A 20,337-nucleotide genomic window follows, 5' to 3' on the forward strand; every position below is an offset into this window, starting at 1 on the left:
TCGCCAGCTGCGGTTTTTTTGTTGGCCGATTCGTTATTGCGCGTCGAATGCCTGGCCGTTTACGCCGGTGCTGTCCGGCCCCATCAGGTACAGGTAAACCGGCATGATGGCTTGTGGTTCCGGGTTGTTCAGCGGGTTCTCACCCGGGTATGCCAGGGCCCGCATGCTGGTGCGGGTCGCGCCCGGGTTGATGCTGTTGGAGCGTACGGCTGCCACGCCATCGACTTCGTCTGCCAGGGTTTGCATCAAGCCTTCGGTGGCAAATTTCGAAACCCCATAAGCCCCCCAATAGGCGCGGCCTTTGCGGCCTACGCTGCTGGAGGTGAAAATAACCGATGCGTCCTGGGACAATTTGAGCAGTGGCAGCAGGGTGCTGGTGAGCATAAACATGGCGTTTACGTTTACCTGCATAACCCGCATGAAGTTTTCGCCCGAGAGTTGTTCCAGGGGCGTGCGCGGTCCAATGATCGAGGCGTTGTGCAGCAGGCCGTCAAGGTGGCCGAACTCGTTTTCGATCATGGCGGCCAGCTCATCGTATTGATGGGGCTGGGCGGTTTCGAGATTGAAAGGAATGACTGCGGGTTGCGGGTGGCCAGCAGCTTCTATTTCGTCGTACACCTGACTCAGATTGGGCTCGGTTTTACCCAGCAGCAGCACGGTAGCCCCGTGCGCGGCATAGGTTTTGGCTGCTGCAGCGCCGATGCCGCGGCCGGCACCGGTAACCAGAATCACCCGGCCCTGAAGCAGGTCGGGTCGAGCGGAATAATCAAACATAAAAAACCTCAACAGAAATCAAAGATCGTTCTGCGCCCGCTGTCAGCAACTGCACATCGCGTTATCCAGTACTTTGCGCAATTCGCTCGGGTGGTCGACCACTACGTCGGCGCCCCAGTGGTCGGGGTTGTCGTCGGGGTGAATGTAGCCAAAGCGTACGGCGGCGGTCTTGGTACCGGCATCGCGGCCGGATTCGATGTCGCGAAGGTCATCGCCGACAAACAAAACGCTGGCCGGGTCAAGGTTGAGCATCTTGCAGGCGAGAATCATTGGCTCGGGGTCGGGTTTGCTGCGGCTCACGTGGTCCGGGCAGATCAGTACCGCAGAGCGTTCCGCCAGGCCCAGCCGCTCCATGATTGGTTGGGCAAAGCGCACGGGCTTGTTGGTCACGACGCCCCAGACTAGGTGGGCCTGTTCAATGTCGGCCAGCAGTTGCTCCATGCCATCGAACAGCTTGGTGTGTACCGCACAGTCCTGTTGATAGCGCTCGAGGAATTCAAGGCGCAGTTCCTCGAACCCCGGTGCTTCAGGGTCCATGCTGAAGGTCACTGCGACCATGGCCCGAGCCCCGCCGGAGATCTCGTCGCGAATCAGCTTGTCGTCAATGGGCGCTAGCCCGCGATCGGCGCGCATGGCCTGGCAGATGGCGATAAAGTCCGGCGCGGTATCGAGCAGGGTGCCGTCCATGTCAAAAAGAACTGCTCTTAAACGCATGGGTCACTCCTCGCGAAGGGTCTGGATCATGTAGTTGACGTCGACATCGGCGCCCAGCTTGTAGTGCTTGGTCAGCGGGTTGTAGGTCAGGCCGGTGATGTCCTTGACGCTCAGGCCGGCCTGGCGGCTCCAGGCACCCAGTTCGGAAGGGCGGATGAATTTCTTGAAGTCGTGGGTCCCGCGCGGGATCAGCTTCATGATGTATTCAGCGCCGATAATTGCGAACAGATAGGCTTTCGGGTTGCGGTTGATGGTGGAGAAGAACACTTGGCCACCCGGCTTGACCATGCGGTAGCAGGCGCGGATTACGGATGCCGGGTCCGGCACGTGCTCGAGCATTTCAAGGCAGGTAACGACGTCGAACTGCCCGGGCATTTCGTTGGCCAGTTCTTCAGCCGTGATCTGGCGGTATTCAACATTCACGCCCGATTCAAGCTGATGCAGTTGTGCCACTGCCAGCGGGGCTTCGCCCATGTCTATGCCGGTTACGGTTGCGCCGCGCTGGGACATGGACTCACTGAGAATGCCGCCGCCGCAGCCGACGTCGAGCACTTTTTTCCCGGCCAGCTGCACGCGTTCGTCAATCCAGTTCAGGCGCAGCGGGTTGATGTCGTGCAGGGGTTTGAACTCGCTTTCACGATCCCACCAGCGATGGGCAAGCGCTTCGAATTTAGCGATCTCGGCGTGGTCGACGTTGCTCATGGGTAAATCCTCTAAAGCTGAAAAATCCTGGTATTACTTCAGGCACAGGCCTGAAGGTCTTGAATCAATGGGGTTGGCTGCTGATGCGCTGGCCCCAGGCCTTGGCGGTTGCGCAGAGCTGTTGCTCGTCCATTCGGGTCAGTTTGCCATCATCGAGCAAGTGTTTGCCCCCGACCCACAGGTGTTTTGCACAGTCGCGGCCAGTGGCGTAGATCAGTTGCGAGACAGGGTCGTAAACCGGTTGCTGGGCCAGCCCGCTCAGATCGAAAGCTACCAGGTCGGCAGCTTTGCCGGGCTCGATCGAACCGATGTCATTATCCAGGCCCAGTGCCCGGGCTCCGTTGAGCGTTGCCATGCGCAAGGCGCGATGGGCGTCCAGTGCGGTGGCCGAGCCTGCCACGGCTTTGGCCAGCAGTGCGGCGGTGCGGGTTTCGCCCAGCAGGTCCAGGTCATTATTGCTGGCAGCACCGTCGGTGCCAACCGCGACATTGACCCCTGCCAGCCACAAACGCTCGACCGGGCAGAAGCCGCTGGCCAGTTTGAGGTTGGATTCGGGGCAATGAATCACGCTGGCGTTGCTTTCTACCAGCATTGCCAGGTCGGCATCGCTGATCTGGGTCATGTGCACGGCCTGAAAGCGTGGCCCCAGCAAGCCCAGTCGGGCCAGGCGGGCTATCGGGCGTTCGGCATGTTGCTCGACGGCCTGTTGCACTTCGAAAGCGGTTTCGTGGACGTGCATCTGGATTGCAGCATCCAGTTCATCGGCCATTACCCGGACTTTTTCCAGGTTCTCGTCGCCCACGGTATAGGGGGCGTGCGGTCCGAAGGCGATTTTGATCCGCGGATGGTGCTTCAGGTCGCCAAACAGCTCGACGGCCTGGCGCAATGCTTCATCGGCCGAGCTTGCGCCGGGAATCGGAAAGTCGAGAACCGGAATGGCGATTTGGGCACGAATGCCACTGTTATGCACGCGCTCGCAGGCGGTCCGGGGATAAAAGTACATATCGCTGAAACAGCTGATGCCGCCCTTGAGTTGCTCGGCAATGGCCAGATCGGTGCCGTCGCGCACGAAGTCTTCATCCACCCATTTGGCCTCGGCGGGCCAGATATGCTGTTCCAGCCACGTCATCAATGGCAGGTCATCGGCCATGCCGCGGAACAGGGTCATGGCCGCGTGGCCGTGGGCATTGACCAGACCGGGGGTGAGCAACATGTCAGGGAGCTCACGGGTTTCGCGGGCGGTATGTTTCAAGGCTTCGAGGCGCGGGCCGATGAACACGATGCGCCCGTCCGCGATGCCCACCCCATGGTCCTTGAGTACCACCCCGGCTGGCTCTACGGGCACCAGCCAGGTGGGCAGCAGCAACAGGTCGAGGGACAGGGGCAGGGTGGGCATCGAAAACGGCTTCCAGTGCGATATTAAAAGGAGGCGAAGTATACCCGAGCGTCTTAAAGGTGGGCTCGCTATAATCGGCGGCTTTGTATCTGTGTGATAGGGGTAGGCATGCGCGATCGACTGTTGGCGGCAGAAAAGGTAAAGGCCATCGATTGGCGGGGTGAGGCCCTGTACCTGCTGGATCAGCGCAGTTTGCCTTTTGATGAGAGCTGGCTGGCCCATACCAGTGCCGAAGCAGTGGCCCAGGCTATTCGCGCCATGGTAGTGCGTGGTGCACCGGCGATCGGCATCGCAGCTGCGTATGGCGTAGTGCTTGCGGCGCGTGTACGCAAGGCTGCGGGTGGCGATTGGGTCGGGGCGCTGGAAGAGGACTTTGCGCTGCTGGCGGACGCCCGGCCCACCGCAGTGAATTTGTCCTGGGCACTCAATCGCATGCGTGATCGTTTGAACCGTGCCAAAGCCAGGGCCGATGTTCTGCACATACTTGAGGCCGAGGCTGTGGCGATTCATGAAAGTGATCGCGAGGCCAATCTGACCATGGCGCAGTTGGGCGTCGATGTGATTCGCCGTCATCAGGGCAACGCTCAGACCGTACTGACCCATTGCAACACCGGTGCCCTGGCCACGGGCGGTTTTGGTACCGCGCTGGGCGTGATTCGGGCTGCCTGGCTGGAAGGCATGATCGAGCAGGTCTACGCCGACGAAACCCGGCCCTGGTTGCAGGGCTCGCGACTGACTGCCTGGGAGTTGGCGAATGAGGGCATCCCGGTGGTGCTCAATGCTGACTCGGCTGCGGCACACATCATGAAAACCAAGGGCGTGACCTGGGTGATAGTCGGCGCTGACCGGATCACGGCCAATGGCGATGTGGCAAACAAGATTGGCACCTACCAGCTGGCGGTAAATGCCATGCATCACGGTGTGCGCTTTATGGTGGTGGCGCCAAGTTCAACCATCGATATGGAGCTGGCCAGTGGTGACGACATCCCTATCGAGGAGCGTGACGCCAGTGAGTTGCTGGAGGTGGGCGGCCACTGTGTCGGTGCGCCTGTGCAGACATTCAATCCGGTATTTGATGTGACACCGGCCGATCTGATTGATGTGATTGTTACCGAGAAGGGCATCGTCGAGCGTCCGGATACGGCAAAAATGGCGCAACTGATGTGTCGCAAGCGATTGCATTGATAAATTGCACCTGCAGGGGTTGGCGAAGGTTGCGCCGGGTTGCAAGGCCGCGCTGTTGTTGAAGGTCCTGCGTACCTGATTGCAGCCTGCGTTTGCAGCTGCAGAATCTGCTCCGCTTACCCCTTGAATCGCTTCCAGAGCCTCTCTGGGCACGCTCAGGCCCACAACCTGTCCAATTACTACGCTCCATGCGCATCTGGGGGATAGGTGCGTAGCGGCGTTTGTGATAACATTCGGCGGTTTCCAGGGTAGTCCGCAAGGGTTGCCCTTACTGCGCAAATCCGTGGCATAACTCGTTGATTTGTCGTAAGTCGCTGCATGGCACTTGGTCAGCAGCGGCGAGCTTCGTTCGTCCCGAATGGATGTGGCGAAGTTTCACCCGAAAAAGGAATCAGGCTTCTCATGGGCGAACTGGCCAAAGAAATCCTCCCGGTCAATATCGAAGACGAGCTGAAACAGTCCTATCTCGACTACGCGATGAGCGTAATTGTCGGGCGGGCACTGCCTGATGCACGCGATGGCTTGAAGCCCGTGCACCGGCGTGTGTTGTTTGCGATGAGCGAACTGAACAACGACTGGAACAAACCGTACAAGAAATCTGCCCGTGTGGTCGGTGACGTAATCGGTAAGTATCACCCGCATGGTGATACCGCGGTTTACGACACCATCGTTCGAATGGCTCAGCCATTCTCTCTGCGCTACCTGCTGGTAGACGGTCAGGGCAACTTCGGTTCGGTCGACGGCGACAACGCTGCGGCCATGCGATACACCGAAGTGCGCATGACCAAGTTGGCCCACGAACTGCTGGCTGACTTGCACAAAGAGACCGTGGACTGGGTGCCGAACTACGACGGCACGGAAATGATCCCGGCCGTCATGCCGACCCGTATTCCCAACTTGTTGGTCAACGGCTCCAGCGGTATCGCTGTGGGCATGGCCACCAATATCCCGCCGCACAACCTCGGTGAAGTGATCGACGGTTGCCTGGCGCTGATCGACAACCCGGAACTGAGCATCGATGAACTGATGCAGTTCATTCCGGGCCCGGACTTCCCGACCGCAGCAATCATCAACGGTCGCGCCGGCATCATCGAAGCCTATCGCACCGGTCGTGGCCGCATTTACATGCGTGCCCGCTCGATGATTGAAGACATCGACAAGGTCGGTGGCCGTCAGCAGATCGTGATCACCGAGCTCCCGTACCAGTTGAACAAGGCGCGCTTGATCGAGAAGATCGCCGAGCTGGTTAAAGAGAAGAAGCTCGAAGGCATCACCGAACTGCGTGACGAGTCCGACAAAGACGGTATGCGTGTTGTAATCGAACTGCGTCGCGGTGAAGTGCCGGAGGTTATTCTCAATAACCTGTATGCCCAGACCCAGTTGCAAGCGGTGTTCGGTATCAACATCGTTGCGCTGATCGACGGTCGCCCGCGGATCCTCAACCTTAAGGATCTGCTGGAAGCCTTCGTTCGTCACCGTCGTGAAGTGGTTACCCGTCGTACTGTTTTCGAACTGCGTAAAGCCCGTGAGCGTGGCCACATCCTTGAAGGTCAGGCGGTTGCCCTGTCCAACATCGACCCGGTCATTGCATTGATCAAGGCTTCGCCAACTCCGTCTGAAGCCAAGGAAGCGCTGATCAGCACGCCTTGGGAGTCCAGTGCGGTAGTGGCGATGGTCGAGCGTGCCGGTGCGGATTCGTGCCGCCCTGACAACCTGGATCCGCAATACGGCCTGCGTGAAGGCAAGTACTTCCTGTCGCCAGAACAGGCGCAAGCCATTCTTGAGCTGCGCTTGCACCGTCTGACCGGTCTTGAGCACGAGAAGCTGCTGGCCGAGTACCAGGAAATCCTCAACCAGATCGGTGAGCTGATCCGCATCCTCAATAGCGCCGTGCGCCTGATGGAAGTGATTCGCGAGGAGCTGGAAGTCATTCGTGCGGAATACGGCGACGTTCGTCGTACCGAAATTCTGGATCACCGTCTCGACCTGACCCTCGGTGACATGATCCCGGAAGAAGAGCGTGTGGTGACCATTTCCCACGGTGGCTACGCCAAGACCCAGCCATTGGCTGCGTACCAGGCTCAGCGTCGCGGCGGTAAAGGTAAATCGGCTACTGGCGTCAAGGATGAGGACTACATCGCTCACCTGCTGGTTGCCAACAGTCACACCACGCTCTTGCTGTTCTCCAGCAAAGGCAAGGTGTACTGGCTCAAAACCTACGAAATCCCTGAAGCATCCCGTGCTGCGCGTGGTCGTCCGCTGGTTAACCTGCTGCCGTTGGGTGAGGGTGAATACATCACCACCATGCTGCCGGTGGAGGATTACACCGAGGGGCACTTCATCTTTATGGCAACCGCTAACGGTACCGTGAAGAAGACCCCGCTCGAATCCTTCAGCCGTCAACGCAGCGTGGGCTTGATTGCGCTGGAGCTGGACGAAGGTGACGTACTGATCAGTGCCGCGATTACCGATGGTGAGCGCGAAGTCATGCTGTTCTCCGATGGCGGCAAGGTGACTCGCTTTAAAGAGTCCGACGTGCGTGCCATGGGTCGTACGGCCCGCGGTGTTCGCGGCATGCGTCTGCCAGAAGGTCAGAAGCTGATTTCGATGCTGATTCCTGAAGAAGGCAGCCAGATCCTCACCGCTTCGGCGCGTGGTTATGGCAAGCGGACTGCTATCAGCGAGTTCCCTGAGTACAAGCGTGGCGGTCAGGGCGTTATCGCCATGGTCAGCAACGACCGTAACGGCCGTCTGGTCGGTGCCGTTCAGGTGCTTGATGGCGAAGAGATCATGCTGATCTCCGATCAGGGCACCCTGGTGCGTACCCGTGTCGATGAAGTGTCGAGCTTGGGTCGCAATACCCAGGGCGTCACCTTGATCAAGCTGGCCAGCGATGAAACGCTGGTCGGGCTGGAGCGGGTTCAGGAGCCGTCGGAAGTCGAAGGTGAAGAGCTTGAAGGTGAGGTCGATGGTGGTGTTGAGCTCGATGACGAGGTCATCCACGATGGCGTCGACGACGAGCAGCCGCTAGAGGCTGGCGCTGACGAAGAAGAGCCGCAGGAATAAGCGGGTACACAGGGGGCGGATGAAGATTCGCCCCCTTGTTGTATGTGTGGAGGCGATATTGCTCGCGATGAGTGACTGTTGCACCGCAGTCGCCTGCAAGCCCTCACATTGAACAATGTGTCGATAATTGATTTATTGCGTGACCCACCAAATCAGAGTGAGAGTGGATGTGAGCAAACGAGCCTATAACTTCTGCGCAGGTCCTGCTGCGCTGCCTGAAGCTGTCCTGTTGCGTGCCCAGTCCGAGTTGCTCGACTGGCATGGCAAGGGCCTCTCGGTCATGGAAATGAGCCATCGCAGCGATGAGTTCGTGTCCATTGCGACCAAGGCTGAGCAGGATCTGCGTGACCTGCTGTCTATTCCCTCGAACTACAAAGTCCTGTTTCTGCAGGGTGGCGCAAGCCAGCAATTTGCCCAGATCCCGCTGAATCTGCTGCCGGAAAATGGCAAGGCGGATTACATCGATACCGGTATCTGGTCGCAAAAAGCCATTGAGGAAGGTTCGCGCTTTGGCCACATCAATGTGGCTGCCAGCGCCAAGCCTTACGATTACTTCGCGATTCCCGGTCAGAATGAATGGAACCTGTCGAAAGACGCGGCCTACGTTCATTACGCGCCCAATGAAACCATTGGCGGCCTGGAATTCGACTGGATTCCGCAAACGGGCGATGTGCCGCTGGTTGCCGACATGTCTTCTGACATTTTGTCGCGTCCGGTCGATATTTCCCGCTTCGGCATGATCTACGCCGGCGCCCAGAAAAACATCGGTCCGAGCGGTATTGTGGTCAACATCATTCGTGAAGACCTGCTGGGCCGGGCGCGCTCGATCTGCCCGACGATGCTCGACTACAAGGTCGCGGCAGACAACGGCTCGATGTACAACACGCCTCCGACGCTGGCCTGGTATCTGTCCGGCCTGGTGTTCGAGTGGCTCAAAGAGCAGGGTGGTGTAGAGGCCATCGGCAAGCTTAACGAAGTCAAAAAACGTACTCTGTATGACTTCATTGACGCCAGCGGCCTGTACAGCAACCCGATCAACAAGACCGACCGCTCGTGGATGAACGTGCCGTTCCGTCTGGCTGACGATCGTCTCGACAAGCCGTTCCTGGTGGGTGCTGAAGCGCGCGGGTTGTTGAACCTCAAAGGGCATCGCTCGGTGGGTGGCATGCGGGCTTCGATTTATAACGCTGTGGACATTACTGCGGTTAACGCGCTGGTGGCTTACATGGCAGAGTTTGAGAAGGAACACGGCTAATGTCCGAGCAAGAGCTTAAGGCGCTGCGCGTGCGCATCGACAGCCTGGACGAAAAGGTTCTGGAGCTGATCAGCGAGCGTGCCCGCTGCGCCCAGGAAGTGGCGCGGGTAAAAATGGCAAGCCTGGCTGAAGGCGAAGTGCCGGTATTTTATCGGCCCGAGCGTGAGGCTCAGGTGCTCAAGCGGGTAATGGAGCGCAACAAAGGTCCGTTGGGTAACGAAGAGATGGCGCGTCTGTTTCGCGAAATCATGTCTTCGTGCCTGGCGCTGGAGCAGCCACTGAAAGTGGCTTACCTCGGGCCGGAAGGCACCTTCACCCAGGCCGCAGCAATGAAGCACTTCGGGCACGCGGTCATCAGCAAGCCGATGGCGGCGATCGACGAGGTGTTTCGTGAAGTGGCGGCAGGCGCCGTCAACTTTGGCGTGGTGCCGGTGGAGAACTCCACTGAAGGTGCTGTGAACCACACGCTGGACAGTTTTCTCGAGCACGACATGGTTATCTGTGGCGAAGTTGAGCTGCGGATCCACCATCACCTGCTGGTCGGTGAAAACACCAAGACCGACAGCATCAGCCGTATTTACTCCCATGCCCAGTCGCTGGCCCAGTGCCGTAAGTGGCTGGATGCGCATTATCCGAACGTCGAGCGGGTTGCTGTGTCGAGCAATGCCGAGGCGGCCAAGCGGGTCAAGGGTGAGTGGAATTCGGCAGCGATAGCCGGCGATATGGCTGCAGGCCTGTATGGTTTGACCCGACTGGCGGAAAAAATTGAGGATCGCCCTGACAACTCGACGCGATTCTTGATGATCGGCAGTCAGGAAGTGCCGCCGACCGGCGATGATAAAACATCGATTATCGTATCAATGAGCAACCGTCCGGGCGCCCTGCATGAATTGCTGGTGCCGTTCCATGAGAACGGGATCGATCTGACACGTATCGAGACGCGTCCTTCGCGTAGCGGTAAATGGACCTATGTATTCTTCATCGATTTTGCTGGCCATCACCGTGACCCTTTGGTCAAAAGTGTTCTGGAGCAAATCAGTCAAGAAGCAGTGGCGCTTAAAGTGCTGGGTTCCTACCCGAAAGCGGTTCTCTGAGGCGGTCATACATGAGCGGTGATTTTCTCGCCCTGGCGCAGCCGGGCGTACAACAACTTTCGCCTTACGTCCCGGGCAAGCCTGTGGATGAGCTGGCGCGTGAGCTGGAGATTGATCCGGCCACCATCGTCAAGCTGGCGAGCAATGAAAATCCTATGGGGGCAGGTCCGAAGGCGCTGGAAGCCATTCGCAATGAACTGGCGGAGCTGACCCGCTATCCGGATGGTAACGGTTTTGCCCTCAAGAGCTTGCTGGCTGAGCGTTGCGGTGTGCAACTCGATCAGGTGACCCTGGGCAACGGCTCCAACGATATTCTGGAGCTGGTGGCCCGGGCCTATCTGGCACCGGGCCTGAATGCCGTGTTCAGCGAGCATGCCTTCGCGGTGTATCCGATTGTGACCCAGGCGGTGGGTGCACAGGCGCGAGTAGTGCCGGCCAAGGACTGGGGGCATGACCTGCCTGCCATGCTTGAGGCGATTGACAGTGATACCCGGGTGGTTTTCATCGCCAATCCGAATAACCCTACCGGGACCTGGTTTGGTGTCGATGCACTGAACGAGTTTTTGCAGGACGTCCCCGAGCGGGTTCTGGTGGTGCTGGACGAGGCCTATATCGAATATGCGGAAGGCGGCGAGCTGCCGGACGGTCTGGAGTTTCTCTCGGCCTATCCTAATCTGCTGGTCTCTCGTACGTTTTCCAAGGCTTATGGCCTGGCTGCCCTGCGGGTTGGTTATGGCCTGTCGACAACGGTTGTGGCGGATGTGCTGAATCGGGTTCGTCAGCCCTTCAATGTCAACAGTCTGGCGCTGGCTGCGGCCTGTGCTGCACTGCAGGATGCTGACTATCTGGCTGAAAGCCGCCGTCTTAACGAGGCGGGCATGCAGCAGTTGCTGGACGGTTTTCGTGAGCTGGGTCTGGGCTGGATTCCATCCCGCGGTAATTTCATTGCGGTGGATCTCGGTCAAGTGGCTGCCCCGGTTTATCAGGGGCTGTTGCGTGAAGGTGTGATCGTGCGTCCGGTGGCCAATTACGGTATGCCGAACCACCTGCGTATCACTATTGGTCTGCCGGCGGAAAATACCCGTCTGCTTGAGGCGCTGGCCAAGGTTCTTGCTTGTGGTTGATGTAATGTCCTTGAAATCTGTAAAGCCTGTTGTGGGTCGGCTGGTGGTTGTCGGGCTCGGCCTGATTGGTGGCTCCTTTGCTAAAGGCATGCGCGAGAGCGGGTTGTGCGCTGAGGTGGTCGGAGTCGATCTGGACCCTGCGTCGCGCGCCCTGGCTGTAGAGCTGGGTGTGGTTGATCGCTGCGAAGCTGATCTGGCAGTCGCCTGCTGTGGTGCTGATGTCATCCAGCTGGCAGTGCCGATTCTGGCCATGGAGAAAGTGCTCGGGTTGCTGGCGGGCATGGATCTGGGGTCGGCCGTTCTGACTGATGTGGGGAGTGCCAAGGGCAATGTCGTGCGTGCTGCGACTCAGGCCTTTGGCGGCATGCCGCCACGCTTTGTTCCCGGGCACCCGATTGCCGGATCCGAGCAAAGTGGTGTCGAAGCCTCCAATGCGGTTCTGTTTGAGCGGCACAAGGTTATTTTGACCCCGGTGGCCGAAACCGACTCCGGGGCGCTGGCCCTGGTGGACACAATGTGGCGCGCTCTGGGGGCGGACGTCGAGCATATGCAGGTCGAACGCCATGACGAGGTGCTGGCTGCAACCAGTCATTTACCGCATCTGTTGGCATTCGGGCTGGTGGACTCTCTTGCCAAGCGCAATGAGAATCTGGATATCTTTCGTTACGCAGCGGGAGGTTTTCGCGATTTCACAAGAATCGCAGGAAGCGACCCGGTAATGTGGCATGACATTTTTCTCGCGAACCGCGAGGCGGTGTTACGTACATTGGATACATTTCGCAGTGATCTCGACGCCTTGCGCGATGCGGTCGATGCGGGAGATGGGCATCAATTGCTGGGCGTCTTTACCCGCGCCCGGGTTGCTCGCGAGCATTTCAGTAAAATCCTGGCCCGCCGGGCATATGTGGACCCTATGAATTCAAATGATCTGATTTTCCTGGCTGAGCCAGGTGGCAAGGTAACTGGCAAGATTCGCGTTCCTGGTGACAAGTCCATTTCTCACCGTTCAATCATGCTTGGTTCTTTGGCTGAAGGTACAACCGAAGTCGAAGGTTTCCTTGAGGGCGAAGACGCTCTGGCAACCTTGCAGGCATTCCGTGACATGGGTGTGGTGATTGAAGGCCCGCATCATGGCCGCGTGACTATCCATGGTGTGGGGCTGCATGGCTTGAAAGCTCCGCCAGGCCCGATTTACCTGGGTAATTCCGGAACCTCGATGCGTCTGTTGTCGGGTTTGCTGGCTGCGCAGAGCTTTGATACGACCTTGACCGGCGATGCTTCGCTGACCAAGCGCCCGATGAATCGTGTGGCTAATCCGCTGCGCGAAATGGGGGCGGTGATTGAGACTGCTGCAGAAGGTCGTCCGCCGATGACTATTCGCGGCGGTCACGCGCTTAAAGGGATGGATTACACCCTGCCGATGGCCAGTGCCCAGGTCAAATCCTGCCTGCTGCTGGCGGGTTTGTATGCTGAAGGCAAGACCTCGGTCACTGAGCCGGCGCCAACCCGTGATCATACCGAGCGCATGCTGCGTGGCTTCGGCTACCCGGTCAGTGTCGAGGGTGCCACGGCTTCTGTTGAATCAGGCCACAAGCTCACGGCTACCCACATTGAAGTACCTGGCGATATTTCATCCTCGGCGTTCTTCCTGGTGGCCGCCTCGATTGCCGAAGATTCCGATCTGGTGCTCGAGCATGTCGGCATCAACCCGACCCGCACCGGCGTTATCGACATCTTGCGTTTGATGGGGGCGGATATCACCCTCGAGAACCAGCGCGAAGTGGGTGGCGAACCTGTAGCTGATTTGCGTGTGCGCGCAGCCAGGCTTAAAGGTATCGAGATTCCTGAAGAGCTGGTACCGCTGGCGATTGATGAATTCCCGGTACTGTTCGTGGCGGCGGCAGTGGCCGAAGGTCGCACGATCCTGCGCGGCGCTGAAGAACTGCGGGTCAAGGAGTCTGACCGGATTCAAGTCATGGCTGACGGCTTGCTGGCGCTGGGCGTGAAGTGTGAGCCAACTGCGGACGGTATCATTATCGATGGTGGCTCCATTGGTGGCGGGGAAGTTCATGGTCACGGTGACCACCGCATTGCGATGGCATTCAGCATCGCTTCTCTGCGGGCAACGGCTCCCATCCGTATTCACGACTGTGCCAATGTCGCGACTTCGTTCCCTAACTTCCTAGCCTTGTGCAAGCAGGTAGGCATTCGCGTAGCGCAAGAGGTGCAGTCGTGATGGTCCCGCCGGTTATCACTATCGACGGCCCAAGCGGTTCCGGCAAAGGCACCGTGGCTGGCAAGCTGGCCAAGAGCCTGGGCTGGAATCTGCTGGATTCCGGTGCCCTGTATCGTTTGCTGGCATTCGCGGCGAGCAATCATGGCGTTGCTCTGGATAACGAAGCCTTGCTCGAGAAACTTGCTGCGCATCTTGATGTGCAGTTCGTCGGAGCGACGGACGGCAAGCATGCGCGCATTATTCTGGAAGGTGATGACGTTACTCACGCGATTCGCAGTGAGACCGTTGCTGCCGGGGCTTCCAGAATTGCCGCCTTGCCGGCTGTTCGTGAGGCTTTGCTGCAGCGTCAGCGGGCATTTCAGGAACTTCCCGGTCTGGTTGCCGATGGTCGCGACATGGGAACTGTGGTGTTTCCGGACGCGCCGTTGAAGATATTTCTGACGGCTAGCGCGGAGGAACGTGCCCGTCGCCGTTACTTGCAGTTGAAGGCCAAGGGCGATGATGTTAGTCTCTCGGGTCTGCTAGATGAGATTCGTGCCCGCGATGAGCGTGATACGCAGCGTGCAATAGCCCCGCTTAAACCGGCGGCTGATGCAATACAGCTGGACTCCACGGAGTTGTCGATCGAGCAGGTGCTTGAAAGAATCATGAGTGAAATTGCCCTGCGCGATATCACTGGATGACCAAGAAAGCGTGCAGGAGACCAGAAATAGTCCTGCATGCCTTCTTTTATATGAACGTAACCCACATTGTCTGGAATGTGGCAGATGGGCGTATCCTTCGCCCTTGATCAACAGGAATTAAAATGAGCGAAAGCTTTGCAGAACTCTTTGAAGAAAGCCTAAAAACCCTGAATCTTCAGGCTGGCTCTATCATCACCGCTATCATCGTTGATATCGATTACCAAGCTGGTTGGGTAACCGTTCACGCTGGTTTGAAGTCTGAAGGCCTCATCCCGCTGGAACAGTTCCACAACGACGCTGGCGAACTGAACATCAACATCGGTGATGAAGTTCACGTTGCGCTGGACGCGGTCGAAGACGGCTTTGGCGAAACCAAGCTGTCCCGTGAAAAAGCCAAGCGCGCTGAATGCTGGATCGTTCTGGAAGCAGCCTTCGCAGCAGAAGAAGTTGTCAAGGGCGTTATCAACGGTAAGGTTAAAGGCGGCTTCACTGTCGACGTTAACGGCATCCGTGCGTTCCTGCCAGGTTCTCTGGTTGACGTTCGTCCAGTGCGCGATACTACGCACCTGGAAGGCAAAGAGCTGGAATTCAAGGTCATCAAGCTGGACCAGAAGCGCAACAACGTTGTTGTTTCGCGTCGTAGCGTGCTTGAAGCAGAGAACTCGGCCGAGCGTGAAGCTCTGCTGGAATCCTTGCAGGAAGGTCAGCAAGTTAAAGGTATCGTTAAAAACCTCACGGATTACGGCGCATTCGTCGATCTGGGCGGTGTTGACGGCCTGTTGCACATCACTGACATGGCCTGGAAGCGCATCAAGCATCCTTCCGAAATCGTCAACGTTGGCGACGAGATCGATGTCAAGGTTCTGAAGTACGATCGCGAACGCAATCGTGTTTCCCTGGGCCTGAAGCAGCTGGGCGAAGATCCATGGGTTGCTATCAAAGCCCGTTACCCAGAAGGCACTCGCGTTACCGCTCGTGTTACCAACCTGACCGACTACGGCTGCTTCGCTGAGCTGGAAGAAGGCGTTGAAGGTCTGGTACACGTTTCCGAAATGGACTGGACCAACAAAAACATCCACCCTTCGAAAGTCGTACAAGTCGGCGACGAAGTGGAAGTTATGGTTCTGGACATCGACGAAGAGCGTCGTCGTATCTCCCTGGGCATCAAGCAGTGCAAATCTAACCCATGGGAAGATTTCTCTGGCCAGTTCAACAAGGGCGATAAAATCTCCGGCACCATCAAGTCGATCACCGATTTCGGTATCTTCATTGGTCTGGACGGCGGCATCGACGGCCTGGTTCACCTGTCCGACATCTCCTGGAACGAAGTTGGCGAAGAAGCCGTACGTCGTTTCAAGAAGGGCGACGAGCTTGACACCGTTATCCTGTCTGTTGATCCAGAGCGTGAGCGCATCTCCCTGGGTATCAAGCAGCTGGAAAGCGATCCGTTCTCCGAGTACGTACAAGAGAACGACAAAGGCGCAATCGTTAAGGGCATCGTGAAAGAAGTTGACGCTAAAGGCGCCATCATCACTTTGGCTCCGGATATCGAAGCAACTCTGAAAGCCTCCGAAATCAGCCGTGACCGCATCGAAGATGCACGTAACGTTCTGAAAGAAGGCGAAGAAGTAGAAGCCAAGATCATCAGCGTTGATCGCAAAAGCCGCGTAATCCAATTGTCCATCAAGTCGAAAGACGTTGAAGACGAGAAGGAAGCAATTCAGAGCCTGCGCGACAAGCCAGCTACCTCTGAGCCTGCTGCTGGTCCGACCACTCTTGGCGACCTGCTGCGTGCACAAATGGAAAAACAGAACTAAGTTCTGATTTACCATAGAAAAAGGGCGACTTAGGTCGCCCTTTTTTGTGCCTGAAATTTGAGCTGGCCAGGATTGGCTCGCCAGCTCAACCCCGGCCCCGGGGGGTGGCCTGATACAGGCCTTATGGGGCAGCGCTAACGAGACGTATATGATTGGTGGAATTCCTGAGCGGCAGGCTTGCAGCGTCGTCTGCAGCTGTCAGCGATCGCCAGAGCGAGGCTAAAGAGCCTGCGGCAGTGGTTATGGGTTCAAGGTGGCGGTCGCATGCCTGTTTTTCTGCTCTGCTGGCTGTTTGGCATCTATCTGATGCCTTTAAAGATAAGTCAATCCCTGGGCTGTTCAAACCCTTTCGATCATGCTAAAACCTTTGAAGCGCTGATCTAGCTGCTTGAAAAAGAAGGGAAAAATATGACGAAGTCGGAGTTGATCGAACGAATTGTCACCCATCAAGGGCTGCTTTCATCCAAGGATGTAGAGTTGGCTATCAAGACTATGCTTGAACAAATGTCACAGTGTCTGGCGACCGGGGATCGAATTGAGATCCGTGGCTTTGGCAGCTTCTCGCTGCACTATCGTGCGCCGCGTGTAGGCCGTAACCCAAAGACCGGCCAGTCTGTCAGCCTCGATGGCAAGTTTGTTCCTCATTTCAAGCCGGGCAAAGAGCTCCGGGATCGAGTTAATGAGGATGAGGAAGACGATATTTAATCCTTAAGGACCTAGGAGTTACTGATGCGTGACTTTAAACGTGCAGTGTTGGGGGTGTTCGCCCTGGCTGTTATTTTCGGGACTGTAATATTTATCCTCGAAAACCAGCAGCCTACCTCATTGATGTTTTTGGGGTGGCGTTCGCCTGAGTTGCCAGCATCGCTATTTTTTATCGGTGCCTTACTGCTTGGCATGCTCTTCGGCCCGGTATTGGGGTTTGTGGTCTATAAGCGAAAATCTGCGAAACTAAAACGCAGCCTGCTGGCCCATTCGTAGGCCTTTTTACATATTGAGTGTGTCTTAGCGCAGACAATGCGGCCGGGAGAGGGCTGCAGCGCAGGTTGAGAGCTCAAATGTAAATGGCACACTACAAAATTCATGTCGCGCCCCATAGATTTATTACACTTTGTCAGGCTTGTATAGTTTCGAGATACTGGCAAAATGCTTCAGATTCTCGATGTACAGTTATTTTTATGCTTCTTCAGGTGTGCATGAAGCTAAGGCCTGATGTTAGAAAGTTATATAAGCGCGTATGAAAATCGCTGCATAACGAGCCCGCAGTTTCTTTTAGAAGGCAGGTCTTGGTTGTGAGTAGTCTCTCCCGTATCCCGAATGCTCCTTCGTCCAATGAAGTGGATTTACTCCCTTTGTTTTTGATGGTCTGGCAGCAGAAAAAAATCATTCTTGCTACGGCTGCTCTCTTTGGTCTGGTTGCTTTGGGCTATGCCTATTTAAGTACGCCTGAATATCAGGTGAGTAGCGTTCTGCGCCCGGCAGCCATCAACGAGCTGGATGCACTCAATCGATCGGGTGTATATACCCTGCCTCCCAATGAGGCTCTGTTGAAAGTAGGGTCATCGCTTGAGTCATACGATAATCGACTGGGTTTTTTTCGGGGCAATCAAGAGCTATTCACTCAATTCAAGCGTCCGGGGCACACCCTTGAGCAAAGCTTCGAAGATTTCAATCGCAACTCGTTGAAGCTGATTTTTCCTGATTCTAATAAACAGGGTTCCCAGAGCGCTGCGATTAGCCTGGAATTGACATACCCCGGGGGAGTGGACGGGGTAAAGATCCTCAATGGCTTTGTCGATTACGCCATTGATGCAGAGCGTAAGCAAATTGCCGCTGACCTCAAGGTTATCGTCAATAACCGTTTGACCGAGCTAAAAGGCAAGCTGGACGCAGCCCGCTCCAGCTATGAGATAGACAAGGAGGCGCGCATCGCCGCCTTGAACGAAGCCGACAGCATAAAACGTGCGCAATTGCAGGACGAGCTCAAGGCGCTGCGTCAGCAACTCAAGGTTGTGCGCACTGATCGTATGGCGCAACTGAGTGAAGCTATTGGCATCGCGAGGTCCTTGAATATTCAAAAGCCTACGACGCCCTCGGCGTTGGGTGATTCGGCTAACATTCGTGGATCCAGTGGTATGCGGACCGAAATCAACAATCAGCAAATTCCCTTGTATTTTATGGGTACAGAAGCGCTTGAAGCAGAGCGCGCAGCCCTGCAGCAACGAAAAACTGACGATTTCACCGAAGGGCGCGTAGCTCAGATTGCTCGTGAGCTGCAACTACTGCAAAGCAACCGTGAAGTTGAAGCACTTAAGCAGCGTCAAAATGAAGACCTGTTCTTAAGTGGTGTAGAGCCGTTGCGCTCCGAGATTGTGCGTTTGGGGGATTTGAGTAACCTCGATAGCAGCAACATGAAATTAGTCTCAATCGATCGCAAAGCCCTGGAGCCAATGGAGCCAGTCAAACCCAGGAAGGCCCTGATTGTCTTGTTGGGGTTATTGTTGGGAGGCATTCTGGGTGTGTTAATTGTACTGGTCCGAAACTTTTTAGCGGTCAGAGAGGGGCAGCTCAAAAATCCGACTGCACTAAGGGCTCCGGCTTCTTTGACTAGCACCGCCAGCAGCGGGAAAGACCTGCAGCACGAAAAAATCTGATCTGTTTTCGGCGCGGATAATTATCGATTTTAAGAGAGTTGGTTTTAGGGCGCAGTACATGTCGAATTTTATGTACTGCAACCAGCTTTCAAATTCCAATTCGGTAAAGCGAGCCCGGATGAGTCCTGACTCAAAACACAGGGGGCGGATACCCTGTGTGCACATTCTGATCGGCAAAGGCGGGCGACATACTGGGTGTTGCCCGTTTGGAATGCGGCCGTAGCGATTTCCTGACATTTTTTAGTATCAGAACCTGCTGCAAAGGGCTATAGATCTGGCTTGGGGCAGAACCGCTGCTGATTCCCGTGTTCAATAATGGGCGCGTACGAAGGATGTTCTACGAAACTGAAAATATCCTTCAGCGGAACTGGCCCAGTTCACACGGATAATGATTTGGTTGCCGAGAGTTCAGGACTCTTCCAGGGGCAGGCAGTTGAGCATGCGGTCTAACAAACGATAGCCAAGGCAAGTGCGCACAGCCTGAGAGCGATCCGGCCAATATCGATCGGTGTGCGATTGTTGTTTTTGGCTTTGAAATGTGCGCCAGTGGTCGTATTGTCTATTACTTGAACGCTATGCAGGCAGACCGAAGGCATAATGTGTTTTTTACTGGCTATCAGGCTGCGCGTACCCGGGGCGCCGGGATGCAAATGTGTTACCGATTAGGCAGTTATGTTGAATTGGAGGGTGAGAGCTGTATCATTCGCCCATGTGTTGAAAATTTAAGCAGTTACTCAGCCCATGCTGATCAACAGGATTTGCTTGAGTTTATTTCAGGTATGGTTCAGAGGGCTGGGCTAATACGTATAGTACATGGCGATATAGTGGCGAAAAAGGCATTGGCAAAGGACCTGCTGGCCTGTAGGGAACTCCTGGCAGATTCGCCGGCGCTCTGATTCCGACGGGATGAGCTCACGGCTGCGGTTCAATTGAGCTGCTATGGAAAGGAAACAAGCCAGATGCGAGGCACTGGCGATTGCACAATACGATGGTAAACGGAAGACCCATTAATAAATGCCTATGTCTACAACATGCCCTGCAGCATTCTGCGAGCCCATTACATCAAAGCCTGCCGACTGGTTCTTGGTGCAATGCAAGCCCAGACAAGACGAGCGGGCAGAGGAAAACCTCCAGCGCCAAGGTTATGAGTGTTCACGTCCGTTCTGTCGACGTGAAAAACTCGTGCGTGGGCAACTGCAATGCATTCAAGAGTCTTTGTTTCCGGGCTATCTGTTTATACACATGCCCCAGGGCTCAAATTGGGCACCCTTGCGTTCAACTCGTGGGGTAGCCCGCATTGTGGCTTTTGGTGGCAGGCCTCTGGCCGTCAATCACAACCTTATTGTTCAGCTGCAAGAACGAGCGAACAGTCACGCCATCGTTACGTACAATCCGGGCGATAAGGTCACCCTTGTTGATCAAGGCTTCGCGGGTATTGAGTCCATTTTCATGACCATGGACGGCGAAGAAAGAGTCATTCTGCTTATCAATTTAATGAATCGACTGCAACAGATCAGTGTGCCTTTGACGAGTCTTGCCAATCGTTAAGTGACATTCAGGCTTCGGTCTGGACAAAGTAGACCATACGCGTTCTCAGGAAATCGACCATGAATCCTGGGGCGGTAGCGTGTTTTTCT

The 20,337-nt window shown here is 56.2% G+C and carries 18 protein-coding genes; 14 read left to right on the forward strand and 4 right to left on the reverse strand.

The genetic code is table 11. The annotated features are described in order from the left end of the window. Positions 1-33: 33 nt before the first annotated feature. The 4 genes from JQ848_RS07890 to JQ848_RS07905 form a co-directional block, all read right to left on the reverse strand. Entirely contained in the window at positions 34-774 is a 741-nt protein-coding gene (locus JQ848_RS07890) for a YciK family oxidoreductase (RefSeq protein ID WP_202210440.1), read from the reverse strand. A 42-nt stretch (positions 775-816) separates the two neighbouring features. Next, entirely contained in the window at positions 817-1,488 is a 672-nt protein-coding gene (gene mupP, locus JQ848_RS07895; RefSeq protein WP_003447078.1) for an N-acetylmuramic acid 6-phosphate phosphatase MupP, read from the reverse strand. A 3-nt stretch (positions 1,489-1,491) separates the two neighbouring features. Further along, positions 1,492-2,190 carry a bifunctional 2-polyprenyl-6-hydroxyphenol methylase/3-demethylubiquinol 3-O-methyltransferase UbiG gene (gene ubiG / locus JQ848_RS07900; protein WP_202210441.1) on the reverse strand — a complete coding sequence of 233 codons (699 nt, stop codon included), beginning with the start codon at positions 2,188-2,190 and terminating at the stop codon, positions 1,492-1,494. 64 nt (positions 2,191-2,254) lie between these two features. After that, a complete protein-coding gene (locus JQ848_RS07905; protein WP_202210442.1) occupies positions 2,255-3,586 on the reverse strand; it encodes a TRZ/ATZ family hydrolase in 1,332 nt (443 codons plus the stop codon). Between the two features lie 108 nt (positions 3,587-3,694). On the opposite strand from JQ848_RS07905, the gene mtnA reads away from it, so the two are divergent. The 14 genes from mtnA (at position 3,695) to rfaH (ending at position 20,248) form a co-directional block, all read left to right on the forward strand. Next, a complete protein-coding gene (gene mtnA, locus JQ848_RS07910) occupies positions 3,695-4,771 on the forward strand; it encodes an S-methyl-5-thioribose-1-phosphate isomerase (RefSeq protein ID WP_161718389.1) in 1,077 nt (358 codons plus the stop codon). Between the two features lie 402 nt (positions 4,772-5,173). Beyond that, the gene (gyrA, locus tag JQ848_RS07915) at positions 5,174-7,837 is read left to right on the forward strand and encodes a DNA gyrase subunit A (protein ID WP_003447086.1); all 2,664 of its coding nucleotides are present in this window, start codon (positions 5,174-5,176) and stop codon (positions 7,835-7,837) included. Between the two features lie 169 nt (positions 7,838-8,006). Continuing rightward, positions 8,007-9,092: a 3-phosphoserine/phosphohydroxythreonine transaminase gene (serC, locus tag JQ848_RS07920; RefSeq protein WP_003447088.1), complete on the forward strand. Its 1,086-nt coding sequence runs from the start codon at positions 8,007-8,009 to the stop codon at positions 9,090-9,092. Then, positions 9,092-10,186, forward strand: a complete 1,095-nt coding sequence (gene pheA, locus JQ848_RS07925) for a prephenate dehydratase (protein WP_003447098.1) — start codon at positions 9,092-9,094, stop codon at positions 10,184-10,186. Before serC ends, pheA begins: the two co-directional genes overlap by 1 nt. Before the next feature lie 11 nt (positions 10,187-10,197). Continuing rightward, positions 10,198-11,310, forward strand: a complete 1,113-nt coding sequence (gene hisC / locus JQ848_RS07930) for a histidinol-phosphate transaminase (protein ID WP_161718391.1) — start codon at positions 10,198-10,200, stop codon at positions 11,308-11,310. Between the two features lie 4 nt (positions 11,311-11,314). Further along, a complete protein-coding gene (locus JQ848_RS07935) occupies positions 11,315-13,546 on the forward strand; it encodes a bifunctional prephenate dehydrogenase/3-phosphoshikimate 1-carboxyvinyltransferase (protein WP_202210443.1) in 2,232 nt (743 codons plus the stop codon). Continuing rightward, the gene (cmk, locus tag JQ848_RS07940; RefSeq protein ID WP_003447104.1) at positions 13,546-14,229 is read left to right on the forward strand and encodes a (d)CMP kinase; all 684 of its coding nucleotides are present in this window, start codon (positions 13,546-13,548) and stop codon (positions 14,227-14,229) included. Before JQ848_RS07935 ends, cmk begins: the two co-directional genes overlap by 1 nt. A 122-nt stretch (positions 14,230-14,351) precedes the next feature. Continuing rightward, the gene (rpsA, locus tag JQ848_RS07945; protein ID WP_003447106.1) at positions 14,352-16,046 is read left to right on the forward strand and encodes a 30S ribosomal protein S1; all 1,695 of its coding nucleotides are present in this window, start codon (positions 14,352-14,354) and stop codon (positions 16,044-16,046) included. A gap of 177 nt (positions 16,047-16,223) precedes the next feature. Further along, on the forward strand, positions 16,224-16,430 hold the full coding sequence (locus JQ848_RS07950) for a hypothetical protein (protein ID WP_127195908.1): 207 nt from the start codon (positions 16,224-16,226) through the stop codon (positions 16,428-16,430). A gap of 24 nt (positions 16,431-16,454) precedes the next feature. Then, positions 16,455-16,751 carry an integration host factor subunit beta gene (ihfB, locus tag JQ848_RS07955; protein WP_003447108.1) on the forward strand — a complete coding sequence of 99 codons (297 nt, stop codon included), beginning with the start codon at positions 16,455-16,457 and terminating at the stop codon, positions 16,749-16,751. A 24-nt stretch (positions 16,752-16,775) separates the two neighbouring features. Beyond that, positions 16,776-17,027 (forward strand): LapA family protein, encoded by a 252-nt coding sequence (locus JQ848_RS07960; protein WP_003447111.1) that lies wholly within the window; start codon positions 16,776-16,778, stop codon positions 17,025-17,027. Between the two features lie 311 nt (positions 17,028-17,338). Continuing rightward, on the forward strand, positions 17,339-18,700 hold the full coding sequence (locus JQ848_RS07965) for a Wzz/FepE/Etk N-terminal domain-containing protein (RefSeq protein WP_202210444.1): 1,362 nt from the start codon (positions 17,339-17,341) through the stop codon (positions 18,698-18,700). Positions 18,701-19,200: 500 nt separating this feature from the next. Further along, positions 19,201-19,596: an MBL fold metallo-hydrolase RNA specificity domain-containing protein gene (locus JQ848_RS22950; protein WP_408003739.1), complete on the forward strand. Its 396-nt coding sequence runs from the start codon at positions 19,201-19,203 to the stop codon at positions 19,594-19,596. 124 nt (positions 19,597-19,720) lie between these two features. After that, entirely contained in the window at positions 19,721-20,248 is a 528-nt protein-coding gene (rfaH, locus tag JQ848_RS07975) for a transcription/translation regulatory transformer protein RfaH (protein ID WP_177412947.1), read from the forward strand. The last annotated feature ends 89 nt before the right edge of the window (positions 20,249-20,337 follow it).

The organism is Pseudomonas paraversuta, assembly GCF_904067025.1.
Lineage (GTDB): Bacteria > Pseudomonadota > Gammaproteobacteria > Pseudomonadales > Pseudomonadaceae > Aquipseudomonas > Aquipseudomonas paraversuta.